Raw genomic sequence first — 20,218 nt, 5'->3', positions numbered from 1 at the left:
TTATAATTAGATTTAGGTTTTTTATATATTATTTTATAAAGTAACTTTTTTAAGATTGAAAGGGAGGATAAAATAATGTATAATTAATAAGATATGGGAAAAAATTATTTTATAAAAATAATTGTAAAATGAAATTGTGAGGCATAGTTATGTATATAGATCATTTTAAAAAGTTATCACCTTCAAGGAAATTAATATTGGGGTTTCTATTTGCAATATTACTAGGAACATTTATTTTAATGATGCCTTTTTCCCTTCAAGAGGGAGAAAAGTTGAACTTTTTATCATCTCTCTTTACAATTGTATCAGCAGTATGTGTAACAGGACTGACAGTAGTAGATGTAAGCAAGGTATTTAGCCCAGCAGGTGATCTGATAATAATATTTTTTATTCAGTTAGGCGGATTGGGTGTAATGACATTCTCATCAATTTTATTTTTGGTAATGGGAAAAAGAATGACATTTTATGAGAGAGAGCTTTTGAAAGAGGAAAGAAATGCAGACAGTAGTGGAGAAATTTCCAGTTTTATAAAGAAACTTCTTCTTACAGTTTTTATTATAGAAAGTATCGGAGCAATTATTCTTACATGGGAATTTGCGAAAGAAATGCCAATGAATAAAGCAGTATTTTATGGAATATTTCATTCAATTTCAGCATTTTGTAATGCTGGATTTGCTCTTTTTTCTAATAATTTGGAAGCTTACAAAGCTAATCCAGTTGTAAATCTTACTATTGGTTATTTAATAACTCTTGGGGGGATAGGATTTGCTGTAATTACATCAGTTATTATGGTTATAAGAAGAGGGATAGATAGATTTAATTTGACATCAAAAGTTGCTATTATAATATCTATGATTTTAACTTTTGGAGGAATGCTTCTATTCTTTATATTAGAATATTCAAATCCAGCAACTTTAGGAGATCTGAATTTTATTCAGAAAATATTGGCTTCCTATTTTCAAAGTGTTACATTGAGGACAGCAGGCTTTAATACAATTCCATTAGGGGAGCTTAGAAATTCAACTATTTTTATGTGTTGTATTTTAATGTTTATAGGAGCTTCACCAGGATCAACAGGAGGAGGAATAAAAACTACTACTTTTGGAGTGATACTGTTTTATGTAATAGGAATAGTACAAAAAAAGGGAAATATAGAAATATTTAAAAGAAGACTTGACTGGGAAATAATGAATAGAGCACTAGCTATACTGGTTCTTGCAATAACATATGTAAGTGTTGTTATAATGCTCATGCTTATAGCAGAAAGTTTTAGTCCAGAAGAAGTAGTATTTGAAGTTATTTCAGCCTTTGGAACAGTGGGATTAACCTTGGGAATAACTCCAGATCTTACGACATTTTCTAAACTGTTGCTAATAATCACTATGTTTGTAGGAAGATTAGGTCCACTGACATTTGCTTTGGCTATTGGAGAAACAAAGAAAAAAGCTTTATCTAAATATCCAAAAGAAAATATTTTAGTTGGATAATTAATAAATAAATGGAGGAAACAATGAAACAATATTTAGTTGTAGGACTTGGGAGATTTGGAACAAGTGTAGCACAAACTTTATATGAATCTAATGAAGAGGTTCTTGCTTTAGATATAGACGAAGAACTTGTACAGGAAGCAATAAATAGCAATATTGTAGATAATGCTGTTGTGATGGATGCAACTGATGTTAAGAATTTAAAAGAGTTAGGGGTAAGTGACTATGATATAGCTTTTGTATGTACTGGTGATGTTGAACCAAGTATAATGATAACTCTTAATTTAAAAGAACTTGGAATAGAAAAAATAATAGCTAAAGCTGTAAGTAAAAGTCATGGAAAAGTTTTAGCTAAAATAGGAGCAACAAAAGTTATTTATCCAGAGGAGTACATGGGAAGAAGAGTAGCACAATTGGCTATGGAACCTAATATGGTAGAACATTTAAGATTTTCTTCTGAATTTTTATTGTTAGAAGTAAAAGCTCCATCTGTTTTCTGGGGAAAAACTATGGTAGAATTAGATATTAGAAAAAAATATAATGTAAATGTAGTTGGAATAAAAAAAGAAGACCAATCATTTCAACCAAATCTTTCTGCAGATACCTTGATAGAAAAGGGAGATGTTTTATTAGTTATAACAGATAATAAAACTGCTGATTATTTAGAAAATTTAAAATAATTCAATTTTATATATTTTAGGAGGAACAAATGCAAAATTTTGATGTCATTGTGGTAGGTGCAGGACATGCAGGATGTGAAGCTGCTTTAGCCGCTGCCAGAATGGGAGCTCAAACAGCCATCTTTACCATAACTTTGGATAATATAGGAGTGATGTCATGCAATCCCTCTCTTGGAGGACCAGCAAAATCTCACCTTATTAAAGAAATAGATGCTCTAGGTGGAGAGATGGGAAGGAACATTGATAAGACATATATTCAGATAAGAATACTTAACACTAAAAAAGGACCTGCAGTGAGATCTTTAAGAGCTCAGGCAGACAAAGTAAGATATAGTAAGGAAATGAAAAGAACTGTTGAAAATTGTGAAAATTTAAGCGCTATTCAGGGAATGGTAACTGATATTATAGTTGAAAATGGAAAAGTTGTTGGAATAAAAACTAGAGAAGGAGTAGAGTACAAAGGGAAATTTGTAATAATAGCTACTGGAACTTTTCTAAGGGGGCTTATTCACATTGGGGATAAACACTTCAGTGGTGGAAGAATGGGAGAACTTTCCTCAGATGATTTACCTGTTTCATTAGAAAAAGCAGGGCTGAAACTAGCTAGATTTAAAACTGGAACCCCTTCAAGAATAGATGCAAGGACAGTGGATTTTTCAAAAATTGAAGAACAACCTGGAGAAACAGAAGACATACTAAAATTTTCTACAAGAACACCTGATAAAGAATTAGAAGGAAGAAAGCAGATATCATGCTATATTGCTCATACAAATGAGACTGTACATGAAATAATAAAAAATAATAGAGAGAGATCTCCATTATTTAATGGAACTATTCATGGAACTGGACCAAGATACTGTCCTTCTATTGAAGATAAAGTTTTTAGATATGGAGATAAAAATCAGCATCACCTTTTTCTTGAAAGGGAAGGATATGAGACTACAGAAATATATTTAGGTGGACTTTCTTCATCTCTTCCTACAGATGTACAAGACAGAATGGTAAAAAATATATCTGGACTTGAAAATGCTCATATCATGAGATATGCATATGCTATAGAATATGATTATGTTCCACCTCAAGAAATAAAATATACCCTTGAAAGCAAAACTGTAGAAAATCTATTTTTAGCTGGGCAAATAAATGGAACTTCAGGTTATGAGGAAGCTGGGGCACAGGGCCTTTTAGCTGGAATAAATGCTGTAAGAAAATTACAAGGGAAAGAACCTATAATACTTGATAGAGCGGACTCATATATGGGTACACTTGTAGATGATTTAGTATCAAAAGGAACTAATGAACCATATAGAATGTTTACTGCAAGAAGTGAATACAGATTGGCTTTAAGAGAGGACAATGCAGATTTGAGATTGTCAAAAATTGGATATGAAGTAGGACTTTTATCAGAAGAAGAATATTTGAGAGTGGTACAAAAAGGTAAAGATGTAGAGACAATAAAAGAAAAATTGAAAGAAAACTATGTAGGTCCCAGCAATTCAAGAGTAAATGAAGTCTTGAAAAGATGTGGAGAGGCTGAATTAAAAGATGGAACAACCTATTTTGAACTTTTAAGAAGACCAGATGTAAGATACTCTGATGTAAAATATATTGCTGAACTTTCAGATTTAGAACTGGGAGATTACTCTAAAGATACTGAATATCAGGTAGAGGTACAAGTAAAATATTCTGGATATATAGAGAGATCAATGAAAATGATAGAGAAACATAAAAGCTTAGAAAATAAAAAACTTCCTGAAGATTTAGATTATGATTCTTTGGGAAATATACCTAAAGAAGCAAAAGATAAGCTTAAAGCTGTAAGACCATATAATATAGGGCAAGCTTCAAGAATATCAGGAGTTTCACCAGCAGATATTCAAGTGTTGTTAATATATTTAAAAGCGAGAGGTAATTAATTATGAGAGGATTCCTATTAGAAGGAATAAAAAAATTAAATATTGAATATACAGATGAAAAGATAGATAATCTTATAAAATATTTAAAATTGTTAATAGAATATAATTCCCATACTAATCTTACAGCTTTGAGAGATGAGGAGAGCATAATTGAAAAACATTTTTTAGATTCTCTTTTACTTCAAAATCTTATAAAAAAAGAAACTAAAAAAGCTATAGATATTGGAACAGGAGCTGGATTTCCAGGAATGGTACTGGCAATTTTCAATCCAGATATAGAATTTACATTGATGGATTCTATTGGAAAAAAAACTAAATTTCTTGAATTAGTAAAAACGAATCTTGAGCTGAATAATGTTATTGTAGCAACTTCCAGAGCAGAAGACTATATAAATGATGAAAATAGAGAAATGTATGATTTAGGATTGTGCAGAGGAGTCTCAAAGCTTGGAACTATTCTTGAGTATATAATTCCTTTTCTAAAAATAAATGGTGAGTTTTTATCACAAAAAATGGAAGGAACAGGAGAAGAAATTGAAGCAGGCAATGCTTTAAAAATATTAAAAAGTAAGATAATTGAAATATATAATTTAAAACTGCCTTTTTCTAAAGAGACAAGAGTGGTTATAAAAATAGAAAAAATTGCTTCTAATGATAAAAAATATCCAAGAAGAGCAGGAATACCATTAAAGAGACCTCTATAAAATACAGGAGGAGGAAATGAAAGAATTTTACAAAAATAATAAGAAAAAACTCATAGCTGGACTTTCCCTCCTTTTAATTTTAATAGGAGGTTATTGGTCTGTGAAGTATCATTTGCCAAAAACAATTGAAGTCATACTCCAGATAGCATTAGGACCTAAGATTTCTAGCAGTTCAATAGAGTTTAAAAAATATGGCTTGATAGAAATAAAAAATCTTAAATTAATAAACAATAAAAAAATAATTATAGATGCTCCAAAAGTTGAATTGTTATATTCAAAAGAATCTCTTAAAAAATTAAGAATAGAAGAAATAATAATATATGATGGGACGGCCAATATAACTAGAGAGAAAAATGGAGATATAAATATAGTTGCAGCATTTACTGGAGAAAGTAAAGAAGGAAAGACTGATACAGAAGTAAAAACAGAAAAAGAATATAAACCTGGAATAGGAGTACCTATAGATAGAATAACTGCTATAAATGCCACAACTAACTATACAGATCTTTCATATACAAATCCTATACAAGAAACTGCCTATGGAACAAATGGATTTCTTACTTTTAGTAAAGAAAAGGGTATAGATATGATATTTAAAGGCAAAAATGAAGGACAAATATATACTTTTGCTTTGAATACAAGTAAAGAGCCGTACAATATAAATATAAAACTTGAAAATATAGCTGTAAAAACAGAATTACTTCAATATGCCTATGATGGAGATGAAATATCATATAAAGGTGGAGTATTAAATCTAGATCTTTCAATTTCTCCTAAAGGATTATTCGGAAATGCAGATTTTAAAGATGTTAAAGTAAGGTATAAAGAATTGGATACTGATGTAAAAGTTACAGAAGGAACAGTGGACTTTCAAGGTAAAACTGTAACTGTTAAAGCTGATTATGAAGTGTTTGATACAAAAGAAAAATTTCTTCTGATATATGCTGATGATGAACTGAATATAAATTTTGCTGCTAAAAATGTGACATATTCTCAAATACAGAAATACTCTTTAGCAAAAAGTCTTAATCTGCCTCTAGAGAATTTAGTTGTAAATGATGTAAAGTTTAATCTTAATCTTAATCCAGAAAGAGAGTTTAAAGTTACAATAGACTTTTTAAGTAAAGATTTTATTTTAAATAATTTAGAACTCAAAAATACTAAAGGAATATTTATTTATGATAGTAAAGGGATACATATAAAAGATTTAAATACTGACCTCTCATTTTGGAATAAAGATAAAAAAGAGGAACTTTTTCAAAAGAAGATAGCATTATCACTTGATTACTTTGAAGATGAAGGTGCTTTGACATTTCATATAAATGGAAATAATGCAATAAATAACTATATACCAAATATTAATGGAGTATTTAACTTTGAAACAAAAAATAAAAACTTTAATTTTAATTTTTTATCAAATATTATAAAATTAAGAGGAAAGTATTATTCAAATATAGAAAAAATAAATCTTTATAGAACAGGTAAATTTTCACTTGACTATGACTTAAAAAATAAAAATCTTGAAAGAGGAAGTGGAGTAATAGATTTTAATCTGTATAATCTTAAATTTGCTCTTGACTTTATAGCAGAAAATAACAAAATAATGATAGATAGCCTCACTGCTCATGATAAAAATGAGGATAAAATAACTTTTAATCTTACTGGAGAAACTGATATAAATAAAATGTCTTATGATCTAAAATTTGATGCAGAAGAATTAAATGTAGAGAGAAATGTTTTGAATGAAGATGTTCTTTTAAATGCTTCTCTTAATGGTCAGGTATCGGGAGAAAATGGAAATATAAAAGCATTGATTGATATTAAATCTTTATCTTTTAAGTATTTGGCTGAAATTAAAGATATTGCTGGAAAATTTGAATTTAAAAAAGATGAAAAAATTTATGGCGATTTTAAAGGGAGTATAGGTCAAATAAAGTATAATGATTATGATCTAAATGGTTTTATTTTCGCAATGAGAATAAAGGATGATAAATTTGAAATAAGAGATTTCAGAAATGGAATATTAGATGTAAATGGTAATATAAATTTAAAAAATTTAGCTTCGAATATTGACTTTTCTATAAAAAAATTGGACTTTGAAAAATTTAATATAGAATATCCTAAGTTCTATATTAATGATGTAAAAGGAAAAGTAAGTGGAAAAATAAATGATCCCAAAATAGATATGAGAATAAATGATATAAAATTGGATATTGGAGAAGAAAAAAAGGATATCCATATTTATGGAGATATAAATTATTATAAATCACTTGTGAAAGTGAATAAAATTTATTTCAATAACAGCATTTTTAATGGAAAATACAATTTAAAAAATAAAAAATATAATGCAATTTTAAATATAATAGAGGATGACCCATCTGAATATTATTCTGATACAAATTTGAAATACAGAGTAATTGGAACTTTAAAAGTAGATGGTGAAGATAAAAAAATAAATGCTAAACTGAATTCTACAATAGATAAAATATACATACGAGGAACAAAACTTCCAAATGTATATGTAGAAGGAAGGTATAAAGCAGATAATATTTCTGATGGAACTATTGAGTTAAATAAAATAGTTCTTTCAAATAGTGATATGAAAGATATTCTTCAATTAACAGCTGGTTATAATTTACAGACAAAGGAAATAACAGCTGGAATAGATAATCAAGTAGTTAGATTGAATACACTGAAAGAATATACAAAAGAAGAAATTATAAATGGAAATCTCATTTTTAATGGAAAACTTTCTGGAAAAGTGGAAGATTTAAAATATGATTTAAAAATAAATAGTAATCTTATATCAATGGAAGAAATAAAATTTAAAAACTTTTTAATAAAAATAAATGGAAATCTTGATAAAATATTTTTAGATGAATTTTCCTTTAAGTACCTTGATAACTCCTTTTATTCTAAAGGAGATATAACACTAGAAAATAAAAAATATAATTTTTTAGTAAATTCTTCTAAAATAAATTTAGATTTTTTAAACATTTTTTTAGAAAAATATGGTATAACTAATATAGAAGGAATTGCATCCTTCAATTTAAATTTGAAGGATGATGGAAATAATGGATATTTCAATTTGATGAATTTTGGAATGAAATCTAAGGAATTCTTTATTGATATGAATAGTTTTAACAGTACAATTAAGCTTGATAAAAAACGTCTTTATATAGAAAATTTTCAAGGGAAATTGAATGAAGGAAATACTATTTTAAAAGGATATTTAGAATTACCAAGTATAACAGATATAGCTGAAAATCCTTACTACATGGAAGACCTAGATTATGATATTTCACTTGACACTAAAGGAGTAAATTATAAGTATAGTAATTACTTTAGAGTCAAATTTGATACAAAATTTAATATGAAAAATAATAAATTAGCAGGAAATATCAATATTATAGATGGAGAAGTTGAAAATATTCCAAGTAATTCAAAATCATTATTTCAAATAATCAAAAACTTTTTATTTAAATCTTCATCATCAATAGTAAATAGAAGTGAAGATCTTGGAAAAGATTTTCAAATTAATACTATTTTTGAAAAGTCAATAGAATTGGATGTTACTTTAAAAATAGATAAAGGAATCAAACTTGATATACAAGATGTAAATATATTTGTTGGTGATGTGGAAGGAATTGTTGTAGGAGGAGGAAGACTTTCTGGTAAAAACGGAAAATTTGTTTTTCTAGGAGATGTGGAAATTAAAGAAGGTTCATTAGCAATTAATGGGAATACATTTGAATTGGATAAAGCGCTTGTAATATTTAATGATAGAAAGGATTATTTTCCAAATGTAAATCCAACTTTAGTCTTAGATTCCAGAGTAAAGGTACAAAATGATGAATTAGGAATGAGTATAAATGGAGAATTAGATGCTCTTAGATTTACAATAACTTCTAAAAATGGAAGTTCAAGTGGTAATTTATCATCTCTACTGGTAGGAGATGAGGAATTTTCAGACAGTGCTTCAGCGACACTATTCAAGACTGTTATAGGAAGTCAATTATCACAAACAATATTCAGACCAGTTTCAAATCTTATAAAAAATACTTTAAATATATCAAAATTTAGAATAAAATCCAATATTTTAACAAGTGAAAATCAGAATCCAAATGCAGAGGATAATAGATTGCGTTTAGGTGCAGTTATAGAAGCAGAAGATAATATTTACAAAGATAAATTATACTGGGTAGCAAGAGGTACCTTATTGGGGGATGATAACGCGGAAAATAATAATGAGAGAAACAGTGGAGCATTTGAGGAATATGACTTTTCAGTAGAATACAGATTTAAACCTGGACAATCTATTGGAATAGGAGCAGGAAAACTTCCTAGAAAGGCTAAAACTAAAGCCGATGAAAATTCAAAAAATTCTATAAATTATCATATTGACTTCAAATTTGAGAAAAAATATGATACTCTATTAGATATCTTCAGAAAGCAATAAAAAAACGGAGGTAAGGATGAGAAAGCAATTAATAGTACTAATGGTTTTTCTATTGGGACTTTTCAGTTTTGGTGCTGAATCTAACTACAGCATAAAAAAGGTGGAAGTTATAAACAATAGAGAAATTCCTTTTGAAATCATTTTAGAAAATATGAGATCAAAAGAGGGAGAGAAGTTTGTAACAGATAATATGATTGAAGATTACAAAAATATCAAAGGGTTAGAATATGTAAATGATGTTTCTATTCAACCAACAGTTTATGATGGAGGAATAAAGCTAACTGTTGATATAACAGAAAACAGAGATGCAAAATCTATGCTTGAGAAAAAAGGAATCATACCTCTTTCAGAAAGAGGAAAAGTTGATACTTCTTTGTTAGTAAATTCAATTGAATTTATTGGAAACCATTATGTGAGCACTAAAGATCTTATGGATAAAGTTCCAGTAAAAGTTGGAAGTTATTTTTCTAAAAATAAAGTTATAGAAGGGCATAAAGATCTTATTGAAAGTGGATATTTCAGAGATGTTATTCCTGATGCTGTAAAAAGTGGAAAAGGGGTAAAAGTAATATATGAAGTTATGGAAAACCCTATTCTTAATGGTGTAAATATTATAGGAAACACTGTTTATACAACAGAAGATCTTATGAAAGTAATACAGACTGAACCAGGAAAAATATTCAATATAAATACTATCAGAGAAGATAGAGATAGAATCTTAAAAAAATATCAAGATGATGGTTATACACTTACTGAGGTTACAGATATAGGAATTAATGGAAATCTAGAACTTGAAATTTATTTGAGTGAAGGAACAATAAGAGATATCCAATTCAAAAAAATGGTAACAAAGCAAAAAGGTGCTAGAAGAAAACCTACTGATGATGTTTTAAAAACTAAAACATATGTAATAGAGAGAGAACTAGAGTTTTCTAAAGATGAAATATTTAATTCAAATAAATATGATGAAACTGTAAAAAATTTAATGAGATTAGGACATTTTAAAAATGTTAAATATGAATCAAGAGATATTCCTGGAGATCCAGATGGAAAAACAATAGTGCTTCTTCTTGATGAAGAAAGAACTGCTATTCTTCAGGGAGCAATATCTTATGGTTCTGAAATAGGTCTGTTAGGAACTATTTCAATAAAAGATACTAACTGGAAAGGAAAAGGGCAAGAGCTTGGGTTTACATTTGAAAAATCAGATGAAGACTATACAAGTTTCTCAATTAATTTTTATGATCCTTGGATCAAAGATACAGATAGAATTTCATGGGGATGGAGCATTTATAAAAATAGTTATGAAGATGATGATAGTAAATTATTCCATGAAATAGATACTATTGGAGCTAAATTCAACATAGGTAAAGGACTTACTAAAAATGTAAGATTGAGTCTTGGAACTAAATTTGAATATGTAGAAGAAAAAGCTCGAAAAAGTAAGTTTTATGAAAATGGTGGAAAATATTACTGGTCTAATGGCGGACCAGAGGTTAGAGGAATTGATGACGATTACTTCATTTGGAGTTTATTCCCATCTTTAACTTATGATACAAGAAATCATTTCTGGAATCCTACAGCAGGGGAATATGCTAAGCTTCAATTAGAAGGTGGATATGCTGGTGGTTATGATGGTGACGTTTTTGGAAATGTTACATTAGAACTTAGAAAATATCATAGAGGATTCTTTAAAAATAATACATTTGCTTATAAAGTTGTTGGAGGAATTATGACTGATTCTACTAAAGAAGCTCAAAGATTCTGGGTAGGTGGAGGAAGCACACTTAGAGGATATGATGGTGGATTCTTTAAAGGTACTCAAAAACTTGTTGGTACTGTAGAGAACAGAACTCAAATTAATGAACTTCTAGGATTTGTTGTATTCTTTGATGCAGGTAGAGCATGGAAACAAAATGGAAGAGACTTAGAATATGGTCAAGATGCAGACTTCCCAGATAAAGTTGCTACAACAGCAGGAGTAGGATTAAGACTTAATACACCTATTGGTCCATTAAGATTTGACTTTGGATGGCCAGTGGGAGACAAAATGGATAGTGGAATGGAGTTCTATTTTAATATGGGACAATCATTTTAACATAATATAAAGTAACGGAGGTATCACACATGAAAAAAATATTAATACCAGCAATGGCATTGATGCTATCAGTATCAGCATTTGCTATGAAAGTTGGTTATGTTAACTCACAAGAGGCTTTTGCTAAATTTTCCCAAACTAAAACAGTTCAAGAAAATTTAAATAAAGAAAAAACTAGACTTGAAAATGAAATCAAACAAAAAGAAGTAGCACTTCAGAAAGCACAACTTGAACTTCAAGCAAAAGGAGCAAAAGTTACTGATAAAGAAAAAACAACTTTTGAAGGACAAGTAAAAGCTTTCCAAAAATTTATACAGGATTCTCAAACTAAATTAAGCAAAGAGGAATTTACAAGATTTCAAACTATTGAAACTACAATGAATAATGCAATTTCAGAAGTAGCTAAAACTGGAAAATATGATTATGTATTTGAAGCTGGAGCAGTAAAATTTGGTGGAGAAAATATAACTGATAAAGTAATAAGTACTATGGAAAAAAACAAGAAATAGAAATATTTTAAGGAGGTAACATGAACTACAAGTTAGTTGATTTGATTGCCCTCCTTGGTTGTGAAGTAAAGGGAGATTTAAGTCTAGAAAATATTTCTGGACTTGCTCCCTTTTTTCAAGCACAAGAGGACAGTTTGACATTTGCATCAGATGAAAAGTTTTTAAAAAAGCTGCATGAAACTAGAGCAAAAGTAATAATAGTACCAGATATTCCTTTGCCAGAAAATATTGGAAAAATATATTTGAAGGTTAAAGAAAATCCAAGAACACTTATGCCAAAACTTTTGAATTTTTTCAAGAGGGAAACTAGACCTTTTGAAAAAATGATAGAAGATTCCAGCAAAATAGGAAATAATGTCAAACTAGCACCAAATGTTTACATAGGACATGATACTGTAATAGGAGATAATGTAGTTATTCATCCTAATGTAACAATAGGAGAAGGAGTAACAATAGGAGAAGGAACAGTTATTTATTCCAATGCAACTATCAGAGAATTTTGTGTTATTGGAAAAAAATGTGTGATTCAGCCAGGAGCAGTAATAGGATCAGATGGATTTGGATTTATAAAAATTGATGGAAATAATACTAAAATAGAGCAGATAGGACATGTAGTATTGGAAGATGAAGTAGAGATAGGAGCTAATACTACAATAGATAGAGGAACTATTGGAAATACTCTAATTAAAAAATTTACTAAAATAGATAATCTAGTACAAATAGCTCACAATGATATTATTGGAGAAAATTGTCTTCTTATATCTCAAGTAGGTATAGCAGGAAGTGTTGAAGTAGGAGACAATACCACTCTTGCAGGACAAGTAGGAGTAGCAGGACATTTAAAAATAGGAAGTAATGTAGTTATAGCAGCCAAATCAGGTGTAAGTGGAAATGTAGGAGATAATCAAATGCTTTCAGGATATCCTTTAATGGATCATAAAGAAGATTTGAAAGTGAGAGTTTCTTGGAAAAAACTTCCTGAATTGTTAAAGAGAGTAAGAGCTATAGAAAAAAAATTAGAAGAAAAATAGAAATAAATAAAAAACATGTTTGAAGTATCTGGAATAAAGTGGTAAAATGGCAGAATATAAAATAAATATTATCAGAGGTAAAAATGAAAAAAAGAGTGTATTTTGATAAGTTTGGAGAAATGAAATTTATCTCTCACTTAGACTTGCTAAGATTTTTTGACAGACTTTTAAAAAAATCTCAAATTCCTGTAAAATATAGTCAAGGGTTTCATCCAAGACCAAAAATGTCTTTTGGAAGTCCTGTGTCTTTGGGAACAGAAGCATATGATGAACTGATGGATTTTGAATTGGAATCTCCAATGTCGAATGAAGAAGTGTTTGAAAGACTTAATAGCAGTAATGTTGTTGGGTTCAGAGTAAATAAAGTTGAGGAAGTACCTAAAAAGTCCTCCATAATGGAAGAATATACTGTCATGATATATGAAATTGAAGGAAAAGAGGATGATATCTCAAAATTAGAAGAACTTTTAAATAGAGATGAAATAGTGGAGATAAAGGAAAAGAAAGGGAAAATCACTACAAGAGATCTTAAGATAAGAATAAAATCTTTTAAAAGAGATAATAATAAAATTATTATGGAAATAATAAATATTTCACCTAACTCCTATCTTGAACTTATGGGTATTGAACAACAAAATGTAAAAATTAAAAGATGTGGATATAAAATAAATTCTTGAAATAATAAATAATATAGAGAGGGGATAAATATGTTAGAATTAAAATTTATTCGTGAAAACAGAGAACTTGTAAAAGAAATGCTTGCTAATAGAAACAGCAATATTGACCTTACAGAATTTGACAAACTTGATGAAGAAAGAAGGGCTATATTAGGTGAAGTAGAACTTTTAAAACAAAAAAGAAATACTGAATCTTCTGAAATTGCAAGATTAAAGAAAGAAAAACAAGATGCTTCTCAAATAATAGAAGAAATGGGAAAAGTTTCTGCTCAAATAAAAGAACTTGATACAAAGTTAGCAGAAGTAGATGAAAAACTTACTTATTTTCAAATGGTAATTCCAAATATGTACCAAGAAAATACTCCAATAGGAAAAGATGAAGAAGCAAATATTGAAGTAAGGAGATGGGGAACTCCTAGAGAATTTACATTTGAACCAAAAGCCCATTGGGAAATAGGAGAGAATCTTGGAATACTTGATTTTGAAAGAGGATCAAAGTTAGGAGGGTCAAGATTTGTACTATATAGAGGAATGGGAGCTAGAATTGAAAGAGCTCTTGTCAACTTTATGCTTGATATGCATACAACGGAACATGGTTATACTGAACACATAACTCCATTTTTAGTAAAAAGAGAGATATGCGAAGGAACTGGACAGCTTCCTAAATTTGAAGATGATATGTATAGAACCACTGATGATATGTTCCTTATTTCAACTTCAGAAATTACAATGACTAATATTCACAGAAAAGAAATATTGGATGAAAAGGAACTTCCTAAATATTATACAGCTTATTCTCCATGTTTTAGAAGAGAAGCAGGATCATATGGAAAAGATGTTAAAGGAATAATCAGAGTACACCAATTCAATAAAGTGGAAATGGTAAAAATAGCAACTCAAGAATCTTCTTATGAAGAATTAGAAAAAATGGTAGTTAATGCTGAAGAAGTTCTCCAAAGACTTGAACTTCCATACAGAATTATTCAATTATGCACTGGAGATTTAGGATTTTCAGCAGCAAAAACATATGATTTAGAAGTGTGGCTTCCATCTCAGAATAAGTATAGAGAAATTTCTTCTTGCTCTAACTGTACAGATTTCCAAGCTAGAAGAATGGGTCTTAAATACAGACCTAATGGAAGTTCAAAAAGTGAATTCTGTCATACATTAAATGGATCAGGACTTGCAGTAGGAAGAACTTTTGTGGCAATTATGGAAAATTATCAACAAGAAGATGGATCATTCCTTATTCCAAAAGCTCTAGTTCCTTATATGGGAGGGATAGATGTTATTAAAAAGTAGTTTGTTTATACTGCTTCTAAGTAACATAGTTATTAATAATATAAAATTGATGATTGGAATAACTTTTATTCTTTTTATAATAAATATTATTCTAAATAAAGATTTTAAAAAAAATATTGGAAAAATGAAGTTTTTATTTTTTCTATATTTTACAACATGCCTTATCCAGCTTTTTTATACACAAGAAGGAAGAGTTTTATTTAAAATAGGAAACTTTTATGTAACTGAAGAAGGAGCTTTTAATTTTTTATTAAATTTTTTAAGAATATTTAATCTTTTGCTTATATCATGGATAGTGAGTGCAAAAAAAATAATCAGTGGAAAATTCAACAGGTATCAGCATGTTATAGAAAATGTCATAGATTTGGTACCACAAGCACTTCTTCTTGTAAAAAAAAGAATGAAAATAAAATGGTTTTTTAGGCATATTTTAAAACAAATAAGAGTAAAAATATGATCTATTATAAAATTGATTTTATTTTAAATATCTGATAGAATGAAATATATACAAAATTTCAAGGAGGCTATAAATGTACAATTATAAAGATTTAGGACTTTCTAATACTAAAGAGATGTTTGTTAAAGCTAATAAAGAGGGATATGCAGTTCCTGCATTTAACTTCAATAATATGGAAATGGCTCTTGCTATAATAGAAGCATGTGCTGAAATGGGTTCACCAGTAATCCTTCAATGCTCAAAAGGAGCTCTTAATTATATGGGAGCAGATGTAGTTCCTTTACTAGGTAAAGCAGCTGTGGATAGAGCTAGAAATATGGGGTCAGACATTCCAGTAGCTCTCCATTTAGATCATGGACCTGATATTGCAACTGTAAAAATTTGTATTGATTCTGGGTTTTCTTCAGTAATGATTGATGGATCTCACTATGATTTTGCAAAAAATATAGAAGTATCTAGAGAAGTGGTAGAGTATGCTCATAAATTTGATGTAACAGTAGAAGCTGAACTTGGTGTTCTTGCTGGTATTGAAGATGATGTTAAAGCAGAAAGCCATATTTACACAAACCCTGACGAAGTAGAAGAATTTGTAAATAAAACTGGGGTTGACTCTTTAGCGATTGCTATTGGAACTTCTCATGGAGCTCATAAATTTAAACCAGGTGAAAACCCTAAATTAAGACTTGATATATTAGAAGAAATTGAAAGAAGAATACCTGGATTTCCAATTGTACTTCATGGATCATCAGCTGTACCCAAACAATATACTGATATGATTAAAGAATATGGTGGAGAAGTTAAAGATGCAATAGGAATACCTAATTCTGAATTAAGAAAAGCTTCTAAATCAGCAGTTGCTAAAATCAATGTAGATACTGATGGAAGGCTTGCATTTACTGCTGCTATAAGAAGAGTTTTAGGAACTACTCCAAAAGAATTTGACCCAAGAAAATATCTTGGTGCTGCAAAAGATGAAATGAAAGCTTACTATAAAACTAAAATAGTAGATGTATTTGGTTCTGAAGGAGCTTATAAAAAAGGAACAAAATAAAAAGCTTAAAAATAGAATGAATAAAGAGACAGCAGAAATGCTGTCTCTTTTATATAATAAAAGAATGGCATTTTTTATTGTTTTTTAAGATTTATACTACTTATGCTTTACAAAGAAAGACCAATGTATTATAATTATAGGAAAGAAAGTATTGAAAAACGAAAATAGGAGGAATCATGGTAAAGGAAAACAGATTGGTACAAACTTTTATTGACATGGCGAGTATCTCATCTCCATCATTAAAAGAAAGAGAAGTTGGAGATTACTTATTGAAAACTTTGAGAGAACTTGGGATGGAAGTTTATGAAGACAATGCTGGAGAAGTTCACAATGGAAATTGTGGAAATATTATAGGAGTATTGAAAGCGCCAGGAAAGAAAAAAGTTCTATTTAGCGCTCATATGGATACTGTGCTTCCTTGTGAAAAGATTACACCAATCATTGAGAATGGAATCATCAAAAGTGATGGAACATCTGTTCTTGGTGGAGATGATAAAGGTGGAATAGCTGCAATCCTTGAAATGATCAATGTAATAAAAGAAAATAACCTTGATCATCCAGAAATAATAGTTGTATTTTCTATAGCAGAAGAAATAGGACTACGTGGAGCAAGAGTTTTTGATATAGAAAAATATTCACCAAATTATTCTTTTATTCTTGATTCAAGTGGAAAACCTGGAATAGCAATTGTACAGGCACCATATTCAGCAAAAGGAGAAATGAAAATAATAGGAAAACCAGCTCATGCAGGAATATCTCCTGAAAATGGAATAAATGCTTTAACTGTTGCTTCTCATGCAATAACTAAAATAAAATTAGGAAGAATAGACAGTGAAACTACTTCAAACATAGGTATAGTAAGAGGAGGAGAAGCTGTTAATATAGTAATGCCTGAATTATCTATAATGTATGAAGCAAGAAGCTTTCAAGGAGAAAAACTAGATAATCTTTTAAAGGAAACTAATGATATATTTGCAGCCACAGCTAAAGAATTTGGGGCAGAATTTATTAATGATGTTAAAAAAGGATATGATGGATTTACATTAGATCCTGAATCAGAGATATTAAAATATTTTGCTAAAGCCTGTACAAATATTGGATTGGAATGCATACAAAAATCATCCGGTGGTGGAAGTGATGCTAATGTTTATAATGCAAAAGGGTTTAATGCAGTAAATCTTGCAGTAGGAATGAGTAAAGTTCACACTAAAGAGGAATTTATTGAAATACAAGATATGGTAAATACAGCAAAATTAGTTCTTGAAATTTCAAAGGAATTATCTAAATGATAAGAAAAGATAAGTCCTCTAACAAGAAGAATAAAATATTGTTTTTGTTTATAGGGATTATATTGCTCCTCTTTTTCTTTAGAGGAGCTCTTAATCATATTATAGATGGTGTAGGATATCTTTTTTTTCCAGTTCAAAAATCAATCTATAATACTGGAAATTATTTTAAGGAGACTTCATATGCTGTTACAGAATATAAACATATCTTAGAAGAAAATAAGAGGCTGAAAACTGAAAATGTAAAATTAGATATGGTTATGGAATTTAATGTTACTCTTGTAGAAGAAAATGAAAGGCTCAAAAAGCTTTTAGAAATGAAAGAGGAAAATCAGAAAGATTTGAGAGTAGCAAGGGTTAACTTTAGAACTCCAAGTAATCTTTATGAAAGATTTTATATTGATTTAGGTAAAAATGATGGTATGGTAAAGGATATGATTGTACTATCTGGAAAAAACCTGATAGGGAAAATAGGGAAAGTTTATGATGACTATTCAATGGTTGATATGATAACAGGAGAAAACTTTAATATAAGTGCTTTGACTGAAAATGATATGCTTGGAATAGCTAAAGGAAGTAATGAAGGAAATGGTGAACTTTATTTTGAACCAAATACTTTTGAAAATACTATAAAATCAGGTGGAAAAGTGTATACTTCAGGTATTAGTGATATATATCCAAAGGGATTATATATAGGATACATTTCAGATATAAATGAAGATGAAAGTGAAATATTTAGAAGTATTAAAATAAAAACCGATATAGATGTATTAAATCTTAATGAAGTTCTGGTTATTATACCAAAGGAGAAAGAATGAAGAAATGGATTTTAACATGTTTTCTTTTGATATTTTTTACAGCTTTTTCTTCAGAAAAAAGAATTTCAGATATCAAAAATTTAGCTTTTTCTACTCAAGAAATTCTTGTAGTAAATGGAAAAGAACGAGAAACTGGATATGATGTAAAATTTCAAGTTCCTGATAAAATAAAAAAAGAAATTACATTTCCAGAATTGAATAAAGGGGAGCTTTATATTTATAATGGAAATGAAAAAACAATTTACTTGCCAATTTTTCAACAGATTAGTCATGAAAAAATAAGTAATGATGAGAATAGAATAATAGAAGTTATAAATTATATTTTTGAAAAAGAAAAAAAAGATATTAATTTTAGAAAGAAGTATTATAATAATGAGATAAAAGAAATATCTCTTGAAGATGGAGTAACAATAAAATTTAGTAAGTTTGAAAGAACAAATGGTTACCTCCTTCCAGTTTCTTTTGAACTTTTTGATGATGAAATTAAAATTGGACTTATTAATATAATAAATTATCAAATTGATCCTAAATTTGATGAGAAGGAATTTGTGCTGGAATAATGAAGTTTTTTGATAGTAATGGGATAGTTATAAATAAGAAAGATTTTGGAGAAGCTGATAGATACATAACTATTTTTACAGAAACATTTGGAAAAGTAAATGTTATTGTGAAAGGTATAAGAAAAAGCAAAAGAAGAGAACAAAGTTCTACTGATATATTAGCTTTATCAAAATTTACTTTTTATAAAAAAGGAGAAAATTTTATACTTTCTAACTTGATTACAATTGATTCATTTAGTGAGATAAAAGAGAATATAGAAGTGTTGGGAATCGGACTATATATAACTTCTATATTAAATTCGATTCTTGTTGATAATAATAGAAAAAAAGAATTATTTTCACTTACTTTGAAAAGCTTAAATTTTTTAAAAAAGAGTAATAATGAAAAAAAGAATTACATATTGACAGCTTTTTACCTTTTTAAAGTGATCAAAGATGAAGGGCTAGGATTTTCAACTGGGGTAGGTTACTGTTTTTCTTTTGAAAAAAATACTTTTTTAATAGAGGGAACAGAAGTATTTTTCAAAGTATCCCCTAAAGAAAAAGAGATAGTGGAAAAACTTTTAAATGAAAAAGTGAAAAGTATTATTGATGAAGAATACAGTATTAAGGATATAAAAAATGTGATATTTCTTTTTGAAAAATATTTAAATTTTCATCTGGGAATAGAACTAAAATTAAAAAATTATTTAATGGGGGTAGAGAATGATTAATATAGTAAAGATCACTGATTACATGTCAGAAGATTTAATATCTCTTAATTTAAAATCAAAAAATAAAGAGGATGTTTTAATGGAGCTTGCAGAGCTTATTGGATTATCTCCTGATGTGAGTAATGCAGGGAATGCTATATATAAAGCATTAGTAGAGAGAGAAAAATTAGGTAGTACTGGAATTGGAAAAGGAGTGGCCATTCCCCATGCTAAAACTGATGCTGCTGAAAAATTAACAATAGCATTTGGTATAAGCAATGAAAAAATAGATTTTAAAGCTTTGGACAACGAAAATGTAAATCTGTTCTTTGTATTTGCTTCACCTATCAAAGATAGTCAAGTATATTTAAAAGTTTTAGCAAGAATATCAAGATTAATAAGAGAAGAAAGTTTTAGAAATGAATTGCTTTCGTGTAAAACTCCTGGAGAAGTTCTAGAATGTATAAATAAAAAAGAATCAATATAGGTGA

General features: G+C 28.8%; 17 protein-coding genes. All 17 read left to right on the top strand.

From position 1 onward, the window contains the following. Positions 1-149: 149 nt before the first annotated feature. The 17 genes from E6771_RS08915 (at position 150) to E6771_RS08835 (ending at position 20,214) form a co-directional block, all read left to right on the top strand. Complete coding sequence (locus E6771_RS08915) at positions 150-1,487, top strand: TrkH family potassium uptake protein (protein WP_316090929.1); 1,338 nt, start codon at positions 150-152, stop codon at positions 1,485-1,487. Between the two features lie 23 nt (positions 1,488-1,510). Next, on the top strand, positions 1,511-2,167 hold the full coding sequence (locus E6771_RS08910) for a TrkA family potassium uptake protein (protein WP_316090928.1): 657 nt from the start codon (positions 1,511-1,513) through the stop codon (positions 2,165-2,167). Between the two features lie 29 nt (positions 2,168-2,196). Next, the gene (gene mnmG, locus E6771_RS08905) at positions 2,197-4,083 is read left to right on the top strand and encodes a tRNA uridine-5-carboxymethylaminomethyl(34) synthesis enzyme MnmG (RefSeq protein ID WP_316090927.1); all 1,887 of its coding nucleotides are present in this window, start codon (positions 2,197-2,199) and stop codon (positions 4,081-4,083) included. 2 nt (positions 4,084-4,085) lie between these two features. Then, entirely contained in the window at positions 4,086-4,787 is a 702-nt protein-coding gene (gene rsmG, locus E6771_RS08900; RefSeq protein WP_316090926.1) for a 16S rRNA (guanine(527)-N(7))-methyltransferase RsmG, read from the top strand. A gap of 16 nt (positions 4,788-4,803) precedes the next feature. Next, entirely contained in the window at positions 4,804-9,246 is a 4,443-nt protein-coding gene (locus E6771_RS08895; protein WP_316090924.1) for a hypothetical protein, read from the top strand. A gap of 16 nt (positions 9,247-9,262) precedes the next feature. Further along, a complete protein-coding gene (locus E6771_RS08890) occupies positions 9,263-11,344 on the top strand; it encodes an outer membrane protein assembly factor (RefSeq protein ID WP_316090922.1) in 2,082 nt (693 codons plus the stop codon). A gap of 29 nt (positions 11,345-11,373) precedes the next feature. Further along, on the top strand, positions 11,374-11,853 hold the full coding sequence (locus E6771_RS08885) for an OmpH family outer membrane protein (RefSeq protein ID WP_316090921.1): 480 nt from the start codon (positions 11,374-11,376) through the stop codon (positions 11,851-11,853). Positions 11,854-11,873: 20 nt separating this feature from the next. Then, positions 11,874-12,884: a UDP-3-O-(3-hydroxymyristoyl)glucosamine N-acyltransferase gene (gene lpxD / locus E6771_RS08880; RefSeq protein WP_316090920.1), complete on the top strand. Its 1,011-nt coding sequence runs from the start codon at positions 11,874-11,876 to the stop codon at positions 12,882-12,884. An 83-nt stretch (positions 12,885-12,967) separates the two neighbouring features. After that, a complete protein-coding gene (locus tag E6771_RS08875) occupies positions 12,968-13,561 on the top strand; it encodes a TIGR03936 family radical SAM-associated protein (protein ID WP_316090919.1) in 594 nt (197 codons plus the stop codon). Between the two features lie 30 nt (positions 13,562-13,591). Continuing rightward, positions 13,592-14,863: a serine--tRNA ligase gene (serS, locus tag E6771_RS08870; RefSeq protein WP_316090918.1), complete on the top strand. Its 1,272-nt coding sequence runs from the start codon at positions 13,592-13,594 to the stop codon at positions 14,861-14,863. Beyond that, on the top strand, positions 14,847-15,320 hold the full coding sequence (locus E6771_RS08865) for a CbiQ family ECF transporter T component (RefSeq protein WP_316090917.1): 474 nt from the start codon (positions 14,847-14,849) through the stop codon (positions 15,318-15,320). The genes serS and E6771_RS08865 overlap by 17 nt, the downstream gene beginning before the upstream one ends. A gap of 73 nt (positions 15,321-15,393) precedes the next feature. Further along, complete coding sequence (gene fba / locus E6771_RS08860; RefSeq protein ID WP_316090916.1) at positions 15,394-16,371, top strand: class II fructose-1,6-bisphosphate aldolase; 978 nt, start codon at positions 15,394-15,396, stop codon at positions 16,369-16,371. Between the two features lie 176 nt (positions 16,372-16,547). Continuing rightward, positions 16,548-17,660 (top strand): M20/M25/M40 family metallo-hydrolase, encoded by a 1,113-nt coding sequence (locus E6771_RS08855; RefSeq protein ID WP_316090915.1) that lies wholly within the window; start codon positions 16,548-16,550, stop codon positions 17,658-17,660. Next, a complete protein-coding gene (gene mreC / locus E6771_RS08850) occupies positions 17,657-18,475 on the top strand; it encodes a rod shape-determining protein MreC (protein ID WP_316090914.1) in 819 nt (272 codons plus the stop codon). Before E6771_RS08855 ends, mreC begins: the two co-directional genes overlap by 4 nt. Then, positions 18,472-19,035, top strand: a complete 564-nt coding sequence (locus E6771_RS08845; protein WP_316090913.1) for a hypothetical protein — start codon at positions 18,472-18,474, stop codon at positions 19,033-19,035. Before mreC ends, E6771_RS08845 begins: the two co-directional genes overlap by 4 nt. Continuing rightward, a complete protein-coding gene (gene recO / locus E6771_RS08840) occupies positions 19,035-19,748 on the top strand; it encodes a DNA repair protein RecO (RefSeq protein WP_316090912.1) in 714 nt (237 codons plus the stop codon). The genes E6771_RS08845 and recO overlap by 1 nt, the downstream gene beginning before the upstream one ends. After that, complete coding sequence (locus E6771_RS08835; RefSeq protein WP_316090911.1) at positions 19,741-20,214, top strand: PTS sugar transporter subunit IIA; 474 nt, start codon at positions 19,741-19,743, stop codon at positions 20,212-20,214. The genes recO and E6771_RS08835 overlap by 8 nt, the downstream gene beginning before the upstream one ends. The last annotated feature ends 4 nt before the right edge of the window (positions 20,215-20,218 follow it).

Origin of the sequence: Fusobacterium sp., assembly GCF_032477075.1 — a bacterium.
In the GTDB taxonomy this organism is placed as follows: domain Bacteria; phylum Fusobacteriota; class Fusobacteriia; order Fusobacteriales; family Fusobacteriaceae; genus Fusobacterium_A.
This window is presented reverse-complemented; position numbering and strand designations above follow the sequence as displayed.

Excerpts from the sequence above, each read along its gene's own strand:
- E6771_RS08915 (WP_316090929.1), top strand. The coding sequence starts at position 150 with ATGTATATAGATCATTTTAAAAAGTTATCACCTTCAAGGAAATTAATA.
- E6771_RS08910 (WP_316090928.1), top strand. The coding sequence starts at position 1,511 with ATGAAACAATATTTAGTTGTAGGACTTGGGAGATTTGGAACAAGTGTA.
- mnmG (WP_316090927.1), top strand. The coding sequence starts at position 2,197 with ATGCAAAATTTTGATGTCATTGTGGTAGGTGCAGGACATGCAGGATGT.
- rsmG (WP_316090926.1), top strand. The coding sequence starts at position 4,086 with ATGAGAGGATTCCTATTAGAAGGAATAAAAAAATTAAATATTGAATAT.
- E6771_RS08895 (WP_316090924.1), top strand. The coding sequence starts at position 4,804 with ATGAAAGAATTTTACAAAAATAATAAGAAAAAACTCATAGCTGGACTT.
- E6771_RS08890 (WP_316090922.1), top strand. The coding sequence starts at position 9,263 with ATGAGAAAGCAATTAATAGTACTAATGGTTTTTCTATTGGGACTTTTC.
- E6771_RS08885 (WP_316090921.1), top strand. The coding sequence starts at position 11,374 with ATGAAAAAAATATTAATACCAGCAATGGCATTGATGCTATCAGTATCA.
- lpxD (WP_316090920.1), top strand. The coding sequence starts at position 11,874 with ATGAACTACAAGTTAGTTGATTTGATTGCCCTCCTTGGTTGTGAAGTA.
- E6771_RS08875 (WP_316090919.1), top strand. The coding sequence starts at position 12,968 with ATGAAAAAAAGAGTGTATTTTGATAAGTTTGGAGAAATGAAATTTATC.
- serS (WP_316090918.1), top strand. The coding sequence starts at position 13,592 with ATGTTAGAATTAAAATTTATTCGTGAAAACAGAGAACTTGTAAAAGAA.
- E6771_RS08865 (WP_316090917.1), top strand. The coding sequence starts at position 14,847 with ATGTTATTAAAAAGTAGTTTGTTTATACTGCTTCTAAGTAACATAGTT.
- fba (WP_316090916.1), top strand. The coding sequence starts at position 15,394 with ATGTACAATTATAAAGATTTAGGACTTTCTAATACTAAAGAGATGTTT.
- E6771_RS08855 (WP_316090915.1), top strand. The coding sequence starts at position 16,548 with ATGGTAAAGGAAAACAGATTGGTACAAACTTTTATTGACATGGCGAGT.
- mreC (WP_316090914.1), top strand. The coding sequence starts at position 17,657 with ATGATAAGAAAAGATAAGTCCTCTAACAAGAAGAATAAAATATTGTTT.
- E6771_RS08845 (WP_316090913.1), top strand. The coding sequence starts at position 18,472 with ATGAAGAAATGGATTTTAACATGTTTTCTTTTGATATTTTTTACAGCT.
- recO (WP_316090912.1), top strand. The coding sequence starts at position 19,035 with ATGAAGTTTTTTGATAGTAATGGGATAGTTATAAATAAGAAAGATTTT.
- E6771_RS08835 (WP_316090911.1), top strand. The coding sequence starts at position 19,741 with ATGATTAATATAGTAAAGATCACTGATTACATGTCAGAAGATTTAATA.